Raw genomic sequence first — 17,837 nt, forward strand, 5'->3', positions numbered from 1 at the left:
CCAAACTTCTCCCTGTGGGTATGGGTCCCGGGTTCGCTTCGCGCCCCGGGACGACGGCAATTGCTAAGCTGCTTACGTGCCATTTCCCCCCTTTGAAATTGCTGCCCTTTTGCTAATACACAGGCGGACTTCCCTGAGGTACGCCATGCCCTCCTCCCCCGATGTCAGCGATCCCGCCTATGTCCGCGCGCGGGCGATGGTGACGCTGTTCGAGCGGCTGGAGCATCTGTGCGAGGGCGCGATCGCGATCGACCGCGGCGGACGGGTGATCTACGTCAACGAGAAATATCTGGCCTCGCTCGGCCTCAAGCACACCACCGAAGCGATCGGCCGGCCGATCGAGGAGATCATCCCGAACAGCCTGATGCGGACCGTCGCCGAGAGCGGCGAGCCGATCCTGCTCGACATCATGGAGCTCGACGGCGAGCAGCTCGTGGTGACGCGCATGCCGATCGAGGACGAGGACCGCAACGTCATCGGCGCGATCGGGTTCGTGCTCTACGACCACCTCGAGAGCCTCAAGCCGCTGCTCGCCCGCGTCACCCAGCTCGAGAGCGATCTGCGGCTGGCGCGGCGGCAATTGTCCAACGCCCGCGCGGCGCGCTTCACCCTTGCCGATTTCGTCGGCACGACAGCGGCGATCGCGCAGGCCAAGGAGTTCGCCAAGCGCGCGGCGCGGCAGAGCGTGACCGTGCTGCTCACCGGCGAGACCGGCACCGGCAAGGAGCTGCTGGCGCAGGCGATCCACAATGCGTCCTCGCGCGCGGAAAAGCCGTTCGTCAGTGTCAACGTCGCGGCGATCCCGGAGACGCTGATCGAGTCCGAATTCTTCGGCACTGCGCCTGGCGCCTATACCGGCGCCGACCGCAGGGGACGCGAGGGCAAGTTCCGGATCGCCGATGGCGGCACGCTGTTCCTCGACGAGATCGGCGAGATGCCGCTGCAATTACAGGCCAAGCTGTTGCGCGTGCTGCAGGAGCGCGAGATCGAGCCGCTCGGCTCGGACAAGATCAGCAAGGTCGATGTGCGCGTCATCGCCGCGACCAACGTGGATTTGCGCAAGCGCGTCAGCGACGGCGCCTTCCGCGCCGATCTCTACTACCGCCTCAACGTGCTCTCGATCGACCTGCCGCCTCTCAGAAAATGCCTCGACGACCTGCCCGACATCTGCGCGCGGCTGATCGAGGACATCAGCGCCTCCGGCGATTTCCTCAATGCCAGGATCACGCCGAGCGGATTGTCGGCGCTCGCGCGCTACGACTGGCCCGGCAACGTCCGCGAGCTCCGCAACATTCTGGAACGCGCACTGATCCTGAGCGATTCCGGGCGCCTGACCGGCGACGATTTCGTTCACATCCTGCCGGTCAGCGCGGAGGCCGGCCCCGGACCGGCGACGCAGATGACCGGCTCGGTCGTCCCCTATGCCGAAGCCGAAGCGGAGTTCGAGAAGCAGACGCTCGAGCATGCGCTTGCCGCCAGCAACGGCCAGATCTCGGAAGCCGCGCGGATGCTGCGCATCTCGCGCGCGACGTTCTACAAGAAGCTCGCCAAGTTCGGACTGGCGTCGGGGTCGCCGCCTGTCTGACTTTCGAGACGGCACGTGTCCGGAGTCTCGGACTCCTGACACCGTCATATCGGCACTCGCCTGTGGCGTTCGCGCGCGATCCGCCGCAATTTCAGGCATTCCCGCGCAAAGCTCCGGATCTGGCGCAGGGCTTGCTCTGAGGCAGCCTGAGGAAACGCAAGGGCTGATGTGAAGCCAGGGGATCGCTAACGCGAACGCGTCGCGGCCTGCGACGATCCGGCACGCGCACGTCAAGAGACTGTCACATGTGCCTCGTGCAAGCTCCGCCGGAAGGTGGAATTGCAATGTATGCACACTTGTGCAAATCGCTGTGATCAAGGCAGTTCATTCAAGGAGGAAATCATCGTGCGTCGATCGCTCATTCTCACGGCAGCCATCCTCGGCCTGGCCGCGAACACCTCCGCGCAGGCCGACGACCTCAAGGTCGCGCTGATCTACGGCAAGACCGGCCCGCTCGAAGCCTATGCCAAGCAGACCGAAACCGGCCTGCAAATGGGTTTTGAATACGCCACCAAGGGCACCATGACGCTCGACGGCCGCAAGATCGTCGTCATCACCAAGGACGACCAGGGCAAGCCCGACCTGTCGAAAGCCGCGCTCGCGGAAGCTTATCAGGACGACAAGGCCGACATCGCGATCGGCACGACCTCGTCGGCCGCGGCGCTCGCCATCCTCCCCGTCGCCGAGGAGAACAAGAAGATCCTGATCGTCGAGCCCGCCGTCGCGGACCAGATTACCGGCGAGAAGTGGAATCGCTACATCTTCCGCACCGCGCGCAACTCGTCGCAGGACGCAATCTCGAACGCGGTCGCGATCGGCAAGCAGGGCGTCACCGTGGCCACGCTGGCGCAGGACTATGCCTTCGGCCGCGACGGCGTCGCCGCCTTCAAGGAGGCGCTCGCCAAGACCGGCGCGACGCTCGCCGCGGAAGAATACGCCCCGACCTCGACCACCGACTTCACCGCGGTCGGTCAGCGCCTGTTCGACGCTCTGAAGGACAAACCCGGCCGCAAGGTGATCTGGGTGATCTGGGCCGGCGCCGGCAATCCGCTGGCCAAGCTCCAGGACATGGATCCGAAGCGCTACGGCATCGAGCTCTCCACCGGCGGCAACATCCTGCCGGCACTGGCCGCCTACAAGGGCCTGCCCGGCATGGAAGGCGCGACCTATTACTACTACGACATCCCGAAGAACCCGGTGAACGACTGGTTCGTCGCCGAGCACCAGAAGCGCTTCAACGCGCCGCCGGACTTCTTCACCGCCGGCGGTTTTGCCGCCGCGATGTCCGTCGTCGCCGCCGTCACCAAGGCGAAGTCGACCGACACCGAGAAGCTGATCACGGCGATGGAAGGCCTGGAGTTCGACACGCCGAAGGGCAAGATGGTGTTCCGCAAGGAGGACCATCAGGCGCTGCAAAGCATGTATCACTTCAAGGTCAAGGTCGATCCGAACGTCGCCTGGGCCGTGCTCGAGCCGGTGCGCGAGCTGAAGATCGAGGACATGGACGTTCCGGTCCGCAACAAGCGTTGATATCAAGTCCCCTCTCCCCGCATCGGCGGGGAGAGGCTTCTTCCACATTCCCAGAGTTCTCCCGATGGCCCTGACGCTAGAGACGCGCGACCTCACCATCCGCTTCGGCGGCCATGTCGCGGTCAACAACGTCACCTGCACGTTCCGCCCGGGCGAGCTCACCGCCATCGTCGGGCCGAACGGCGCCGGCAAGACCACCTATTTCAACCTGATCTCGGGCCAGCTGCGCGCTTCACACGGCAGCATCCTGTTCGACGGCACCGACATCACGCAGCATTCCGCGCCGCTGCGCACCCGCGCCGGCCTCGGGCGCGCCTTCCAGCTCACCAACCTGTTTCCGAACCTCACCGTGGAAGAGAACGTCCGCCTCGCGGTGCAGGCGGCCAGCGGCACCCATTACGACATGCTGCGGCCCTGGATGGTCCGCCGCGACCTGATCACCCGCGCCGATGCCATCCTCGACCAGGTCGCACTCGGCAATCGCCGCGGCGTCGCCGCCACTGCGCTGTCGCATGGCGACCAGCGCAAGCTCGAAGTGGCGCTGATGATCGCGCTCGAACCCAGAGTGTTCATGTTCGACGAGCCGACCGCGGGCATGAGCATCGACGAGGTGCCGGTCGTGCTGAACCTGATCGCGCAGCTCAAGCAGGACAAGAGCAAGATCATCCTCCTGGTCGAGCACAAGATGGACGTGGTGCGCTCGCTCGCCGACCGCATCATCGTGCTGCACAACGGACAACTTGTCGCCGACGGGCCGCCGGCCGAGGTGATCGCCTCGCCGATCGTGCAGGAAGCCTATCTCGGCATTGCTCCAAAGAGTGCCGCATGACCGATCTGCTCAAACTCTCCGGCGTGCACACGCATATCGGCCGCTACCACATCCTCCAGGGCATCGACCTCGCGGTACCGCAGGGCCAGACCACCATGCTGCTCGGCCGCAACGGCGCCGGCAAGACCACGACGCTGCGCACCGTCATGGGCCTGTGGCAGGCCTCCAGCGGCGAAATCACGCTCGGAGGCGAGCGCATCGAGAGCCGCGCCACGCCCGACATCGCGCGGCTCGGCGTCGGCTACGTGCCGGAGAGCATGGCGGTGTTTTCCGACCTCACGGTGAAGGAAAACCTGGTGCTGGCGGCGCGCGACGGGCCGCTCGACGATACCCAGCTCGACTGGATCTTCGGCTTCTTCCCCGCGCTGCGCCGGTTCTGGCTGTCGCGCGCGGGAAGCCTCTCAGGCGGACAGAAGCAGATGCTGTCGATCGCGCGCGCCATCGTCGAGCCGCGCAAGCTGCTGCTGATCGACGAGCCGACCAAGGGATTGGCGCCCGCGATCGTCATGGCACTGATCGAGTGCCTGAAGGAGATCAAGCGCAAGGGCGCGACGATCCTGCTGGTCGAACAGAATTTCTTTGCCGCCCGCGAGCTCGGCGACAACGTGCTGGTCATGGACAACGGCACCATCGTCCATCGCGGCGAGATGGCGGCGCTCGCCGCCGACGTGCCGCTGCAGGAGCGGCTGCTCGGCCTGAGCCTGGAGGCGCATCAGTGACTGAACTCGCCGCAAATGATCCGCTGCCGAAGCCGAAGCGCGATCTCGCGCCGATCCTGCTGCCGATCGCGCTGGCGCTTGCGATGATTCCTCTGGTGGGGTCACCCAGCACCTGGCTGACGCTGACCGCCGCGAGTCTCGCCATGGGCATGATGATCTTCATCATGGCCTCGGGGCTGACGCTGGTGTTCGGCCTGATGGACGTGCTCAATTTCGGCCACGGCGCCTTCATCGCCGTCGGCGCCTATGTGGCAACCCTCGTGCTCGCGCCGTTCGCGGCCTCGATGCAGGCGGATTCACTGTGGATGAACCTCGCCGTGCTGGCGCCGGCGGCGCTGCTGTCGATGGCGGTATCCGGCGCGCTCGGCCTGGTCGTCGAGCGCGTGCTGATACTGCCCGTCTATGGCCAGCATCTGAAGCAGATCCTGATGACGACGGGCGGCCTGATCGTCGCTGAGCAGACGCTCTATGCGCTGTGGGGACCGCAGATCATCCCGACGCCCCTGCCGACCTCGCTGCGAGGCTCCTTCATCCTCGGCGACGTCGCGATCGCCAAATACCGTGTGCTGGCGATGCTGATCGGCCTCGCCGTCTTCATCGCGATCCAGCTCGTGCTCAACCGCACCAAGCTCGGCCTGCTGATCCGCGCCGGCGTCGAGAACCGCGAGATGGTCGAGGCGCTCGGCTATCGCATCCGCCGCCTGTTCCTCGGCGTGTTCATGACGGGATCGGCGCTCGCCGGCCTCGGCGGCGTGATGTGGGCGCTCTATCGCGAGCAGGTCCATGCCTCCATGAGCGACGACCTCACCGTCCTGATTTTCATCGTCGTCATCATCGGCGGCCTCGGCTCGATCGGCGGCTGCTTCATCGGCGCCATCCTGGTCGCGATGGTGGCCAATTACGGCGGCTTCCTGGTGCCGAAACTCGCCCTCGTCTCCAACATCCTGCTGATGGTCGCCATTCTGATGTGGCGGCCGCGCGGCCTCTATGCGGTGACCAGCCGATGATGCTCCTGTCAGGCGATCCGCCGAAGAGCCGCGTGCTCACGCTTCTCCTCATCGTCATCATCCTGGCGCTGGCGGCGACGCCGTTCCTGTTCCCGGGGGCCAAGGCGCTGAACGTCGCGGCCAAGATCTGCGTCTTCGCCGCGCTCGTGGCCTCCTACGACCTCCTGCTCGGCTATACCGGCTCGGTATCGTTCGCCCACACCATGTTCTACGGCATCGGCAGCTACGCCATCGCGATCGCGCTGTACGGGATGGGCCCGAACTGGGCCGCGGTCGCAACCGGCATCGTGGTCGGCCTGCCGCTCGCGGCGCTGCTCGCGCTCGCGATCGGCCTGTTCTCGCTGCGGGTCGCCGCGATCTTCTTTGCCATGATCACGCTCGCGGTCGCCTCCGCCTTCCAGGTGCTGGCCTCGCAGCTCTCCTGGCTGACCGGCGGTGAGGACGGACGCAGCTTCCAGCTGCCGGAATTGCTGCGGCCCGGAACGGTGCTGATCTCCAAGAACCTGTTCGGATTCGAGATCAACGGCCGCATCCTCACCTTCTACCTGGTGTTCGCCGTCTCGGCCCTGATGATCCTCGCTTTGTTGCGTGTCGTGAACTCGCCGTTCGGACGCGTGCTCCAGGCGATCCGCGAGAACCGCTTTCGCGCCGAGGCGCTCGGCTTTCGCACCGTCTTCCACCTGACCTACGCCAACTGCCTCGCCGCGCTGGTCGCCGCCAGCGCCGGCATTTTGAACGCGCTGTGGCTGCGCTATGCCGGTCCCGACACCTCGCTCAGCTTCTCGATCATGCTGGACATTCTGTTGATGGTGGTGATCGGCGGCATGGGCACGATCTACGGCGCGATCATCGGCGCCACCATCTTCATCCTCGCCCAGAACTACCTTCAGTCGCTGATGGGCGTGGCCTCCAAGGCGGCGAGCGAAGCCGGCCTGCCGTTGCTGCCGGGGCTGTTGCATCCCGACCGCTGGCTGCTGTGGCTCGGGCTGCTGTTCATCGCCAGCGTCTACTTCTTCCCGACCGGCGTCGTCGGACGTCTGCGCAATGCCGGCCGCGACAAGAGCGCGGGCGCTTCGCATTAAGCCGGCATTAATGATGCAGCGCAGCGATTGTGATGGGCACGGCACAACCGCGACGTGATTCCCGCCCCACTGCATACGGGCGCGACTGCACAACCGGATTAATGCTTAGGTAACTGGCTTTCCTAAGGTTTGCGCCATTTGTGCGGTGTATTCCTGTCCTTCCAGGGAGGGGGAAATGCGCCAGGTCTTTTCCACGGTGACAGCCGGAATGTCATCAGCCGCGACCAACGGCTGGGCGGCCTTGGCGCGGCGTGGTCCTGTCCTCTGGCTGACCCTGTGCGGCGTGTTGCTGGTCGCCGGGATCTTCGCCGTGACCGCCATGGCCATCGGCGAATTCCGCGAGCGCACCCTGGCCAATCGCGAGCGCGAGCTGGAAAACACGGTGCAGCTGATCGCGCGGCACTTCGATCAGCAATTCCAGGATTCCGACGTCGTCGCCGCCGACCTGATCGGGCAGATGAACCTGCCGGAGATCACCTCGCCGGCGATGTTCCGCGAGCGCATGTCCGGGCTCGCGACGAACCAGATGCTGCGGAGCAAGATCAGCTCCGTCTCCTATCTCGGCGACATCGCGATCTACGATGCCGACGGCGAGCTGATCAACTGGTCGCGGGCCGAGCCGCTGCCCAAGATCAACGTCTCCTCGCGCGCCTACTTCCAGACGTTCAAATCCGATCCGATGGCCGAATCGGTCATCCTGGAATCGGTCCGCAGCTTCATCATCGGCAAATGGACCACGATCGTCGCGCGGCGGCTGAGCGGCGCGGACGGCACCTTCCTCGGCGCCATGGTCCGGCGGATCGATCCGGACAGCTACCGGCAGTATTTCGCTTCTGTCGCGCTTGCCGAGGGTACGGCGATCTCGCTGTTCGATCGCGAAGGCAAGATGCTGGCGCGCTATCCACATGTCGAAGAGCTGATCGGCAGGAATTTCAAGGACGCGCCGCTGATGCGCAAGATGCTGGCCGAGGGCGGCCGGCACACGCTGCGCGTCAAGGGACCGATCGACGGCGAGGACCGCCTCGGCTCGGGGGCCTCGCTGTCGCATTTCCCGCTGGTCATTGTCGCGACCAACACCACGAGCGCCGCGCTGGCCGACTGGCGTCAGCAGACCGGCTTCATGGTCACCACGGCAACGCTTTCGGCGATCGTGATCGCATTGATCCTCTTCCTGATCATCCGCCAGATCAGCCGGCAGAACCGGGAAGCCCAGGAGCGGATCGAAGCGGAACGGCTGCGGCTCGACACCGCCCTGAACAACATGTCGCAAGGGCTGATCCTGTACGACGCCGCCGGATTTATCGTCACCTGCAACCGCCGCTACTCCGAGATGTTCGGCCTGTCCGACGACATCATCAAGCCCGGCTGTCACATCCGCGAGGCGATGCAGCATCGCAAGGAGCGTGGCACGTTCGGCGGCGACGTCGAGACGTTTTGCACCGATGTGATGCGGGTCGTCGCCGAGGGCAAGGTCTCCAGCAGGATCCACGAACTGCCCAACGGCCGCGCCTTCCAGGTCATCAACACCCCGCTGGCGCAGGGCGGATGGGTCGCCACGATCGAGGAAATCACCGAGCGGCGCAATCTGGAGCAGGAGCGCGACCGCAACTACATGTTCCTGCGCGAGATCATCGATCACATCCCCTCGCAGATCACGGTGAAGGATGCCCTGACGCGGCAATATCTGCTGGTCAACCGGACCGCCGAGGAGCAGTTCGGCCAGTCGGGTGACGTCATCGTCGGCAAGACTCCTTTCGACATGTATCCGGAGGCCGCCGCCAGGATCGTCAACGACGACGACAGCAAGGCGCTGCAGGCGCCCGGGGGATTGTTCAAGGACGAGCACGCCTGGCAGAGCCAGACCAAGGGACCGCGCTACATCACCTCGACCCGGATCGGCATTCGCGACAAGTCCGGCGAGCCGCGCTACCTCATCAGCGTCGTCGAGGATGTCACCGAGCGGCGGCGCGCCCACGAGAAGATCGCGCATATGGCGCATTACGATGCGCTGACCGACCTGCCGAACCGCACGCTGTTCCGCGAACAGATCGAGCGCGAGCTGGCGAAGGTCGCCGGCGGCGGGCAGTTCGCGCTGCTCTATATCGACGTCGACGAATTCAAGGGCATCAACGATTCGCTCGGCCATCACGTCGGCGACGAGCTGCTGAAGGCAATCGCGACCCGTCTCCGCGGCTGCCTCAAGAAGAGCGACCTGATCGCGCGGCTCGGCGGCGACGAATTCGCCGTGATCCAGAGCGGAATCCAGTCCTCTGCGGACGTGCTGTCGTTCGTGACGCGGATCTACGAGGCGATCCGCCAGCCCTATCACTGCCTCGGCCATCAGCTCTCCACCGACGCCAGCATCGGCATCGCGCTGGCGCCGCAGGACGGGACCGATCTCGACCAGCTCATCAAGCACGCCGATCTTGCGATGTACGGCGCCAAGGCCGAAGGACGCCGTACCCATCGCTTCTTCGAACCGGAGATGGATGCCAGCGCCAAGGCGCGCCTGACCATGGAGCAGGATCTGCGTCAGGCGCTGGTGAACGGCGGCTTCGAGATCCACTACCAGCCGCTGGTCGACCTGCGCACCAACGACGTGTCGGGCTGTGAGGCGCTGCTGCGCTGGCGGCATCCAGAACGCGGCTGGGTGTCGCCGGCGGAGTTCATTCCGATCGCCGAGGATACCGGCCTGATCAACGAGCTCGGCGACTGGGTGCTGCGCATGGCCTGCAACGAGGCCGCGACCTGGCCGGCGCATGTGCGGATTGCGGTCAACGTCTCGCCGGTGCAGCTCAAATGCGACACGCTGGCGCTGCGGATTGCCAGCGCACTCGCCGCCTCCGGGCTCTCTCCCTCCCGGCTCGAGCTCGAAATCACCGAGGCCGTGCTGATCCGCGACGACGAGGCCGCGCTCTCGATCCTGCACCAGCTCCGGTCCATCGGCGTGCGCATCGCGCTCGACGATTTCGGCACCGGCTATTCCTCGCTGAGTTATCTGAAGCGCTTCCCGTTCGACAAGATCAAGATCGACCGCTGCTTCGTCGCCGACATCGCGGAGACCAGCGGCGCGCCCGTGATCGTGCAGGCGGTGGTGAACATCGCCGCAGCCAGCCACATGACCACCGTCGCCGAGGGCGTCGAGACCGAGGCGCAACGTGAGATGCTGCGCGCGCTCGGCTGCACGGAGATGCAGGGCTATCTGTTCAGCAAACCGAAGCCGGCCGCCGAGGTACGAAAGCTGTTCGGTCCGAACGATGCCGCGCCGGTGGCGGCGGTGGCCTGAGATGGCGAAGCCGCGGAAAACGTCAGCGAAAGCCGTCGACGTCGCGGATTCCTATGCCGTGCGGCTGATGCAGCATCTGGTGGTGCCGACCTTCGTGATCGACCCCAAGCGCCGCGTCGTGATCTGGAACAGAGCCTGCGAGCGGCTGACCGGCGTTCCCGCCGCGGAGGTGATCGGCACGACGAAACACTGGCAGGCCTTCTACGAGACCAGGCGCCCCTGCCTCGCCGACCTGGTCGCGCTCGACCGTCCCGAGCAGCTGCCGGAGTTTTATTCGGAATATGCCGCACGCGGCCACAACGGGCTCGGCTTTTCCGCGGAGAACTGGTGCGTGATGCCCAAGCTCGGCAGCCAGCTCTATCTCGCGATCGACGCCGGCCCCATCCACGACGAGGCCGGCCATCTGATCGCCGTGGTGGAGACGCTGCGCGACCTCACCGATCAGAAGCGCGCCGAGATGGCGCTGAAGGAGCTCGCCACCAAGGACGGGCTGACCGGCCTGTCGAACCGGCGCGCCTTCGACCAGATGCTGATGAGCGAATGGGCCCGCGCCCAGCGGACGCAGAAGCCGATGGCGCTGCTGTTCGTCGACGTCGATCATTTCAAGCTTTTCAACGACCGGCACGGCCACCAGAGCGGCGACGAATGCCTGCGCGCGGTCGCTGATGTCGTCAGCCGCCATGCCGTACGCCCGCTCGACCTCGCCAGCCGCTATGGCGGGGAAGAGTTCGCGCTGATCCTGCCCGACACGGAGTGCGATGCCGCCTGCGCCATCGCCGAGGAGATCCGCCGTGCCGTCATGGCCTTGCGGATCGCTCATGGCGCTGCTGGCGCCGGCGACCACGTCACCCTCAGCGTCGGCGTCGCCAGCCATATTCCCACTGAGGCCGACGGCAACCCCGACCGGCTGCTGGGTGCGGCCGACGAGGCGCTCTATGCGGCAAAACGGCTCGGCCGCAACCGCGTCATCTGCTCCGAACGCCTGCTGGCGGAGTTTGCGCGCGCCGATCGCGACGCGCCCGCCATTCCCATCGTCGCCAATCGCCGGTCCAGCCGCGGCTGACGTTCATCCCACCGAAGGTTCTATTGCGTTCGGCCTCACCAACGGGTGATGTTGCGCCGGAACAACACTCACATTTTCTTCTCGAAAAGCCGCAATTTCTCGGGCGCTCGTTTGAATATAGATAAGTCGTTGCCTGGAGCCGTATTCGCTTTGAAATTTCCCCGCCCATCTCGCAGTGCCCTCCCCTCCGCCAAAAACGCCATCGCCTGGTCGCGAGTGACGGCCGAACCCGGCTCGGCCGCCAAGACCAACCGCTGATGACCGAAGCAGCCGGTTCGTTTCGCGGACGTGTCCACCGCGGAACGCAGCAAATTGGTGGCACCTGCATCGAGCTCGAGGCCGCGGGCGAGCGAATCCTGCTCGACCTTGGCCTTCCGCTGGATGCCGACGGCGCGTCCGACGATCTTCTCCCGCCGGTGGCCGGGCTTCGCGTCGAAGATCCAACCCTGCGTGCGATCGTCCTGTCGCACGGACACGGCGATCATTGGGGTCTGCTTCCCCTGTGCAAACCCGACGTCCCCCTCGCCATGGGCGCCGCGACGGCGCGCATCATGTGTGCGGCGGCTCCTTTCGTGCCCAACGCCTTCGTGCCAAATGTTTCATTCGAGCTGAACGATCGCAGGACTTTCCAGATCGGTCCGTTCAGCATCACGCCCTATCTCGTCGATCACTCGGCCTATGATGCCTATGCGCTGCTGATCCAGGCTGCCGGCCGGCGTCTGTTCTACAGCGGCGACATCCGTGCCCACGGTCGCAAGGGCGGTCTGTTCGAGCGATTGGTCAGCCATCCGCCCCGCGATATCGACATGATGCTGATGGAGGGGTCGAGCCTCGGCCGTCTCGACGAGCACACGCAATTCCCGACGGAGGACGACATCGAGGCGAGGCTGACCCAGAGTTTTAAACAGCCAGGCTTCGTCATCCTCTCGGCGTCCGCGCAGAACATCGATCGCGTCGTCAGTATCTATCGCGCCTGCAAGCGCAGCGGCCGGACGCTGCTGCTGGACCTCTATGCGATGGAGATATTGCGGGCCACCGGCAACGAGCGCTTGCCGAACGCCGGCTGGCCCAATTTGTCGGTCTATGTGCCGGAATATCAGCGGCGACAGATCGCAAGGAACAAGCGCTTCGACCTGCTGGATCCCTACAAATCCGCACGGATCTACCGCGAGCGCATCACCGAGATCGCCGATCGCACCGTGATGCTGTTTCGTCCGGCAATGGCCCACGACGTGGAGGCCGCAAATCTCTGGCCCGGCACCAGAGCGATCTGGTCGCAATGGGACGGATATCTGAAGGACGGTCCTGGCGCCAGACTGAAGGCGGATCTCGCGACACGCAGCGTTCCCATCGAGATCATCCACACCTCGGGCCACGCCAGCATCCTGGATCTCAAGCGACTCGCGAACGCAATACAGCCGGACAGGCTGGTGCCCGTTCACACATTCGAAGGCGACAGTTTCTCCAGATATTTTGACAACGTCACGCGACGCAGCGATGGCGAATGGTGGGAGGTATGAGATGAGCTTCAGACGCGGAATCCGGGGCGACGACTTTCGCAAGGCACTCGAGACACTCGCCCAGCAGGATGGGTGGTGGAAAGACGTTCTCGCCGATCCCACGCTCATCATCGGCATTCGGGACGAGTACCTGAACGTCTATTGGCAGGGACAATCCATCTTCAAAGTGTCATTCAAGGGCGGGAAAGTGACCGCCTCGACGCATGAAAAATATCTGCTGAATCCGGACCTCAAGGATCAGGTTTCGCTGGTCGAGGGGAAGTTCGCCTTCGGCAACGCCGAGCAAAGGATGCTGACGCGCGACTACGAAGGCGCAGAGACGCTGGCGAAGCTCAAAAGGGCCGCATCGCCCTATTCCGGACAGGAGAAGGAAGGCGTCCACGAGATCGCGACGTCCAATCTCTCCGTCGTCGACGTCGAGATTGCGATCAACGCATCCGGCGTCCCCGGCATCAAGCGGAACCTCCCCCGCATGGACCTGGCGAACTTCGAAACGACGGCGACCGGCGTGGATCTGGTGTTCTGGGAGGCCAAGACGTTGAGCAACCCCGAGCTGGAGAACGGCGACATTGTCGGTCAGCTCGGGGACTATCAGAAGGTGATCGACCTTCACAAGACGGAGTTCGATGACAGCTATCGATGGGTTGCGAAGAATCTGGCCGAGATGGCGGAATGGAGCAACGGACACCGCAATGTGGCTGCGGCGATCAGCGCCGTCGCGAAGGGGGCAAAGATCAACGTGAGCAGCGCCAATGTCGGGCTGCTCGTGTATGATTTCACCGCGGCTCAACGCGATCGCAAGGACAAGGACGGCAAGACGCTGAGCGACAGAGTGATTGAATCGCTCGCGAAGGTGGGCGTGGGTCCGGAGCGGATCAGGTTCAAAGGCACGACAAAGGGTCTCACCATCTAAGTTGGCACGCGGGAGAAACCTGGCTTTGCATCTTCCCGAGCACGAAGAGCTCACCTTCGCGATCGGCGACATCCACGGCTGCTTTGAGAAGCTGACGTCGCTTCTCGCCGCGTGCGACCAGATTCGCGGCCTGCGGAGCGCCCAGTTCGTCCTTGTCGGAGACTACATCGACAGGGGGCCCCAAAGCCGCGGGGTGATGGATTTTCTCGTCGGCAGCGAAGGGAAGCAGGACCGCCCCTTCGTCTGTCTGCGGGGCAACCATGAGGAGATGCTGCTTCGCGCAGCCGACATGGAGCGCACCGACCGCGACCTGATGAATTGGTGGGGCAACGGCGGCGAGCAGACGCTCGACAGTTACGGGATCGACGATCCCGCCGACCTGCCGAGCGAGCATCTCGACTGGATACGCGCGCTTCCGCTGATGAAAATCGAGCATGGACGAGTTTTCGTCCACGCTGGGCTACGGCCGGACGTGTCGCTGGCGTCGCAGTCCGAGCGAGACTTGCTGTGGATCCGGGAACCCTTCCTGTCGTCGGATCACGACCACGGGCTTTTCGTTGTCCATGGTCATACGCCGGTCCGGTCCGGGACACCTGATCTGCGAGCCAACCGGTTGAATCTGGATACCGGCGCCTGCTTTGGCGGCCCGCTCACCGCGGCCGTGTTCGCCACCTCGGAGACGGGCCCGTTGATGTTCGTGACCGATTCCGGGGAGATCTCGGGACCGGCCGCCCTCCGGGATTGAAGAGCGAAGCATAAGACCAGGAATCGGGCGATGCCGGGCGTCCGGGCCCGGGCAAAGCGGAGGTTGCCCACCCCCCGCCAATCGGCTAAATGAACCTCGACTAGCACCCGTAGCTCAGCTGGATAGAGCGTTGCCCTCCGAAGGCAAAGGTCACACGTTCGAATCGTGTCGGGTGCGCCAGTCTCCTTACTCTTTACCGAGACTGTGTGCCGGACCGAGACTGTGTGCCGGCTTTTGACGCTGTGACGGCACCATCCATCAAATGTTGCGGCTCGCAATCTGGCCTTCGCAACGTCGCGCGCGCGTCCGGCTAAGCACGTCGAATGGAAAAGCGGTCACAAATCTCTGACCAGCGGCGCAATTGATTGCACCCTTAAATTGTACTATTGTTCATGGGTTGCGGAAAATGAGCCTGATCGCAGCATGTTTCTGGTCGCGATCATCGGGGTAGGTCCGATTGTAGGCGTGATGTCGCAGACCGATATCCGGTTATTGTCGGACTGAATCACCCCAGGAGCGCTCGTCCCGCAAGCAATGAGCCAACACGGCACCTGCTTGACGACGTCGATCCAGTGGCGGCGCCAGGAACAGGGCTTCGCAATCAACCGAGTCGGGAGGGGTGCTTCAGATGAAAACCATCGCCCAGTTCGTCGAGGATCGCATTACGACGCTTTCAGACCTGAAAGACGCACTCCAGACCGCGATGCAATTGGAGTTCTCCACCATCCCGCCTTATCTTTGCGCGCAATGGTCGATCAACAGCGACCCGGGCGGCGTCGGCGGTATGATTGAGGACATTGTGGTGCAAGAGATGTATCACTTTGCCCTGGCAGGCAACATGCTGACCGCGATCGGCGGCGTGCCATCCATTGCCAATGCGGCCTTCATTCCGAGCTACCCGACCAATGTCCTGCCCGGAGAAATTCTGCAAAAATTGCCCGTTGATCTGAAGCCGCTTACGCCAGATCAAGTTCAGGTCTTCATGCAGATCGAGTATCCGGAATTTCCACCGGTCGCGCTCACCGCAAGAACGGGACCCGCGACGATCGGTGATTTCTACGATGCGATCGCCGAGGGCTTCACCACAGTCAATCCCGCGATCAATGCCAGCGCTTTCGCGGTCAATTCGGGGGAAGCAACGCCGATCAAGAGCATCGCCGATGCGCAGGCGGCGATCCTGCTGATCAAGGGCGAAGGTGAAGGTACGGAAGGCTCTCCTAACCAACCCCCAACCGGCAATGCAACATTCGCCCACTATTATGTCTTCAAGGAAATCTACACCGAGAAAACGCTGGTGCAGGATGCGGCGGGCCACTGGAGCTTTACGGGAGCACCAATCCCGTTTCCGACCTGGTTCGATTTTCAGCAATCAACCGTCACACCGAGTCCGTCGCTTGCATTCAACCAGGCCCTGTCGCAGCTCTTGATCGGCCTTCAAACGTGCTGGACAAGCGGTACAAGACCCAGCATCGGCGCCATGTTCACACTTCAGTCGCTTGGCACGGACCTCATCCAGCAGGGCATTCGTCCTGAGTTCCTATGGGCGCCTCCGTCGGCATGAACTCCGGATCTGCCGCCTGCCTCCCACGGCAAGCACTCACGTCAGCATCGAGATGATCGACTGGATCTGATCGGAGGCGGACGTCACCAGGGCGTCATACGACGTATGACCGTGCGCGGCAGTCTTCAAAATGCATTCGGCGACAGCGGCTTTCAGACCGAACACCGACTGATGGGCCGGCACGCTCGCCATCACGGTCTCGAGGGCCTGGCGCATCGTCTGAATGAGCTCGGAGCTGTATTGCATTGGCTGTCCTCCGCGCTCCCATTTAGGAACGCGGGCCTAGGCTCGCCACTCACAAGCCTGAGATTGCTCTTTGATGAACCTTGGACAAATCGCCTCAATTCAAGCGCCAGATGGCCGCATTGAGCAGGCCGGCAAAGGCAACCCAGGCTGCGTAAGGCACGAACAACGCAGCGGCCAGCCTGTCCCGTGATGTCTCGAGACTGATGTAGGTCACGATCGCGACGAACAGACAGATGAGGATGACGAGCGCGGCGCCGATCTGGTGCATCGTGAACATCACCGGGGACCAGACGAAATTCAGCGCCAGCTGCGCGGCCCAGACCTGCATCGCTCGACCCGACGGCTCACGGCGAAAAGTCCGCCAGCCCGCGATGGCGATCAGGATGTAAAGGATGGTCCAGGCCACCGGGAACGCCCAGTTCGGCGGCACGAAACCCGGCTTGGCAAGGGCCGCATACCACTCTCCCGGAAGATTGGTCGCGCCGATCAGCCAGCCGATGCCGACCACACCGACGACGAAGACCAACAACTGAAGCATCCATCACCTCGCGCTTCTCTTCGGGCAATTGTATCATCGTTCCATGAGCGAATCCGGCACGGTGACTGGCGAGGCCACGCCCGTCCGCAAGATCATCCATATCGACATGGATGCCTTCTATGCGTCCGTGGAGCAGCGCGACAATCCGGAGCTGCGCGGCAAGCCGGTCGCGGTCGGCGGCTCCGCGGAACGCGGCGTCGTCGCGGCCGCCAGCTACGAGGCCCGCAAGTTCGGCGTTCGCTCCGCGATGCCGTCGGTGACCGCGAAGCGGCAATGTCCCGATCTGATCTTCGTCAGGCCGCGCTTCGAGGTCTACAAGGCGATCTCCAGGCAGATCCGCGACATCTTTGCCGAGCACACGCCTGTTATCGAGCCATTGTCGCTCGACGAGGCCTATCTCGACGTGACGGAGAATTTGCAAGGCATCCCGCTGGCGCGGGACGTCGCCTTGCTGATCCGTGAGAAGATCAAGGCCGAGACCGGCCTCAACGCTTCGGCGGGCATTTCCTACAACAAGTTTCTTGCAAAGCTCGCCTCCGATCATCGCAAGCCCAACGGTCAGTTCGTGATCTCGCCGGAAATGGGAGCCGCCTTCGTCGAGACGCTGCCCGTCGGCAAGTTCCACGGGATCGGCCCGGCGACCAGTGCGAAGATGAATGCGCTCGGCCTGTTCACCGGCCTCGACATCCGCAACCAGACGCTGGAGTTCATGAATGCGAATTTCGGCAAGTCGGGCGCCTATTACTACTGGATCTCACGTGGCGTCGACGAGCGGCCGGTCCGGGCCAACCGGATCCGCAAGTCGATCGGCGCGGAGACGACATTCTCGACCGACCTCGACGAATACGGCGCGCTGGCCGCCGAGCTCAAGCCGCTCGTCGACAAGGTCTGGCGCCATTGCGAGACGACCGGCAATCGCGGCCGCACCGTCACCCTGAAGATCAAGTTCGCCGACTTCGAGATCATCACGCGCAGCAGGTCCGTCACAGCGCCGGTTGCAGGCCGGGACGATCTGGAGCGGCTGGCCTGCGGCCTGCTCGAAGTCGAAATGCCGCTGCCCAAGCGCGTCAGGCTCGTGGGGGTATCGCTGTCTGCCCTCCAGGACGGGGACGATGCGGAGCCGCAGCTGACTTTCGGTATTTGAACCAGCCTGGAAAGCCCCGCCGCGAAGGCGAGATCCTTGTCCGCGGCGTGGCCCCAGACCAGTCATGGA

At 63.9% G+C, this 17,837-nt stretch carries 16 protein-coding genes and 1 tRNA gene; 14 read left to right on the plus strand and 3 right to left on the minus strand.

Going from position 1 to position 17,837, the window contains the following annotated elements:
* The first annotated feature begins 145 nt into the window (after positions 1 to 145).
* The 8 genes from AB7G19_RS42320 (at position 146) to AB7G19_RS42355 (ending at position 11,101) form a co-directional block, all read left to right on the plus strand.
* Positions 146 to 1,585 (plus strand): sigma-54 interaction domain-containing protein, encoded by a 1,440-nt coding sequence (locus tag AB7G19_RS42320; RefSeq protein WP_085404079.1) that lies wholly within the window; start codon positions 146 to 148, stop codon positions 1,583 to 1,585.
* Positions 1,586 to 1,930: 345 nt separating this feature from the next.
* The gene (locus tag AB7G19_RS42325) at positions 1,931 to 3,115 is read left to right on the plus strand and encodes a substrate-binding domain-containing protein (protein WP_085404097.1); all 1,185 of its coding nucleotides are present in this window, start codon (positions 1,931 to 1,933) and stop codon (positions 3,113 to 3,115) included.
* Positions 3,116 to 3,179: 64 nt separating this feature from the next.
* Positions 3,180 to 3,944 (plus strand): ABC transporter ATP-binding protein, encoded by a 765-nt coding sequence (locus AB7G19_RS42330; RefSeq protein WP_085404080.1) that lies wholly within the window; start codon positions 3,180 to 3,182, stop codon positions 3,942 to 3,944.
* On the plus strand, positions 3,941 to 4,663 hold the full coding sequence (locus AB7G19_RS42335) for an ABC transporter ATP-binding protein (protein WP_085404081.1): 723 nt from the start codon (positions 3,941 to 3,943) through the stop codon (positions 4,661 to 4,663). Before AB7G19_RS42330 ends, AB7G19_RS42335 begins: the two co-directional genes overlap by 4 nt.
* Positions 4,660 to 5,670, plus strand: a complete 1,011-nt coding sequence (locus AB7G19_RS42340) for a branched-chain amino acid ABC transporter permease (protein ID WP_085404082.1) — start codon at positions 4,660 to 4,662, stop codon at positions 5,668 to 5,670. Before AB7G19_RS42335 ends, AB7G19_RS42340 begins: the two co-directional genes overlap by 4 nt.
* On the plus strand, positions 5,667 to 6,752 hold the full coding sequence (locus AB7G19_RS42345; RefSeq protein WP_028149341.1) for a branched-chain amino acid ABC transporter permease: 1,086 nt from the start codon (positions 5,667 to 5,669) through the stop codon (positions 6,750 to 6,752). Before AB7G19_RS42340 ends, AB7G19_RS42345 begins: the two co-directional genes overlap by 4 nt.
* 175 nt (positions 6,753 to 6,927) lie before the next feature.
* A complete protein-coding gene (locus AB7G19_RS42350; RefSeq protein WP_085404083.1) occupies positions 6,928 to 10,038 on the plus strand; it encodes a bifunctional diguanylate cyclase/phosphodiesterase in 3,111 nt (1,036 codons plus the stop codon).
* 1 nt (position 10,039) lies between these two features.
* Positions 10,040 to 11,101, plus strand: coding sequence for a sensor domain-containing diguanylate cyclase (locus AB7G19_RS42355; RefSeq protein WP_135214088.1), 1,062 nt, complete (start codon positions 10,040 to 10,042; stop codon positions 11,099 to 11,101).
* 68 nt (positions 11,102 to 11,169) lie between these two features.
* Here AB7G19_RS42355 and AB7G19_RS42360 read toward each other — a convergent pair whose 3' ends face one another.
* The gene (locus AB7G19_RS42360) at positions 11,170 to 11,586 is read right to left on the minus strand and encodes a hypothetical protein (protein ID WP_244623072.1); all 417 of its coding nucleotides are present in this window, start codon (positions 11,584 to 11,586) and stop codon (positions 11,170 to 11,172) included.
* Here AB7G19_RS42360 and AB7G19_RS42365 point away from each other — a divergent pair.
* The 5 genes from AB7G19_RS42365 to AB7G19_RS42385 all read left to right on the plus strand — a co-directional run bounded on the left by AB7G19_RS42365 (position 11,479) and on the right by AB7G19_RS42385 (position 15,840).
* Entirely contained in the window at positions 11,479 to 12,621 is a 1,143-nt protein-coding gene (locus tag AB7G19_RS42365; protein WP_244623071.1) for an MBL fold metallo-hydrolase, read from the plus strand. The two genes, AB7G19_RS42360 and AB7G19_RS42365, sit on opposite strands and share 108 nt — an antisense overlap.
* 1 nt (position 12,622) lies before the next feature.
* Positions 12,623 to 13,534 carry a hypothetical protein gene (locus AB7G19_RS42370; protein WP_135214087.1) on the plus strand — a complete coding sequence of 304 codons (912 nt, stop codon included), beginning with the start codon at positions 12,623 to 12,625 and terminating at the stop codon, positions 13,532 to 13,534.
* A gap of 25 nt (positions 13,535 to 13,559) precedes the next feature.
* The gene (locus AB7G19_RS42375; protein ID WP_085405098.1) at positions 13,560 to 14,279 is read left to right on the plus strand and encodes a metallophosphoesterase family protein; all 720 of its coding nucleotides are present in this window, start codon (positions 13,560 to 13,562) and stop codon (positions 14,277 to 14,279) included.
* Between the two features lie 103 nt (positions 14,280 to 14,382).
* Positions 14,383 to 14,459, plus strand: a tRNA-Arg gene (locus tag AB7G19_RS42380).
* A 448-nt stretch (positions 14,460 to 14,907) separates the two neighbouring features.
* Positions 14,908 to 15,840, plus strand: a complete 933-nt coding sequence (locus AB7G19_RS42385) for a ferritin-like domain-containing protein (protein ID WP_085405097.1) — start codon at positions 14,908 to 14,910, stop codon at positions 15,838 to 15,840.
* Between the two features lie 36 nt (positions 15,841 to 15,876).
* On the opposite strand, the gene AB7G19_RS42390 is transcribed toward AB7G19_RS42385, so the two are convergent.
* Positions 15,877 to 16,086, minus strand: coding sequence for a hypothetical protein (locus AB7G19_RS42390; protein WP_085405096.1), 210 nt, complete (start codon positions 16,084 to 16,086; stop codon positions 15,877 to 15,879).
* 94 nt (positions 16,087 to 16,180) lie between these two features.
* Positions 16,181 to 16,624, minus strand: a complete 444-nt coding sequence (locus tag AB7G19_RS42395) for a TspO/MBR family protein (RefSeq protein WP_085405095.1) — start codon at positions 16,622 to 16,624, stop codon at positions 16,181 to 16,183.
* A gap of 43 nt (positions 16,625 to 16,667) precedes the next feature.
* Between AB7G19_RS42395 and dinB the strand changes: the two genes are divergently transcribed.
* Positions 16,668 to 17,768 carry a DNA polymerase IV gene (dinB, locus tag AB7G19_RS42400; protein ID WP_085405094.1) on the plus strand — a complete coding sequence of 367 codons (1,101 nt, stop codon included), beginning with the start codon at positions 16,668 to 16,670 and terminating at the stop codon, positions 17,766 to 17,768.
* The last annotated feature ends 69 nt before the right edge of the window (positions 17,769 to 17,837 follow it).

The organism is Bradyrhizobium sp. 215_C5_N1_1, assembly GCF_052075935.1.
GTDB lineage: Bacteria > Pseudomonadota > Alphaproteobacteria > Rhizobiales > Xanthobacteraceae > Bradyrhizobium > Bradyrhizobium barranii.

Excerpts from the sequence above, each read along its gene's own strand:
- AB7G19_RS42320 (WP_085404079.1), top strand. The coding sequence starts at position 146 with ATGCCCTCCTCCCCCGATGTCAGCGATCCCGCCTATGTCCGCGCGCGG.
- AB7G19_RS42390 (WP_085405096.1), bottom strand. The coding sequence starts at position 16,086 with ATGCAATACAGCTCCGAGCTCATTCAGACGATGCGCCAGGCCCTCGAG.
- AB7G19_RS42350 (WP_085404083.1), top strand. The coding sequence starts at position 6,928 with ATGCGCCAGGTCTTTTCCACGGTGACAGCCGGAATGTCATCAGCCGCG.
- AB7G19_RS42395 (WP_085405095.1), bottom strand. The coding sequence starts at position 16,624 with ATGCTTCAGTTGTTGGTCTTCGTCGTCGGTGTGGTCGGCATCGGCTGG.
- AB7G19_RS42345 (WP_028149341.1), top strand. The coding sequence starts at position 5,667 with ATGATGCTCCTGTCAGGCGATCCGCCGAAGAGCCGCGTGCTCACGCTT.
- AB7G19_RS42360 (WP_244623072.1), bottom strand. The coding sequence starts at position 11,586 with ATGATCGCCGTGTCCGTGCGACAGGACGATCGCACGCAGGGTTGGATC.
- AB7G19_RS42370 (WP_135214087.1), top strand. The coding sequence starts at position 12,623 with ATGAGCTTCAGACGCGGAATCCGGGGCGACGACTTTCGCAAGGCACTC.
- AB7G19_RS42385 (WP_085405097.1), top strand. The coding sequence starts at position 14,908 with ATGAAAACCATCGCCCAGTTCGTCGAGGATCGCATTACGACGCTTTCA.
- AB7G19_RS42355 (WP_135214088.1), top strand. The coding sequence starts at position 10,040 with ATGGCGAAGCCGCGGAAAACGTCAGCGAAAGCCGTCGACGTCGCGGAT.
- AB7G19_RS42335 (WP_085404081.1), top strand. The coding sequence starts at position 3,941 with ATGACCGATCTGCTCAAACTCTCCGGCGTGCACACGCATATCGGCCGC.
- AB7G19_RS42330 (WP_085404080.1), top strand. The coding sequence starts at position 3,180 with ATGGCCCTGACGCTAGAGACGCGCGACCTCACCATCCGCTTCGGCGGC.
- dinB (WP_085405094.1), top strand. The coding sequence starts at position 16,668 with ATGAGCGAATCCGGCACGGTGACTGGCGAGGCCACGCCCGTCCGCAAG.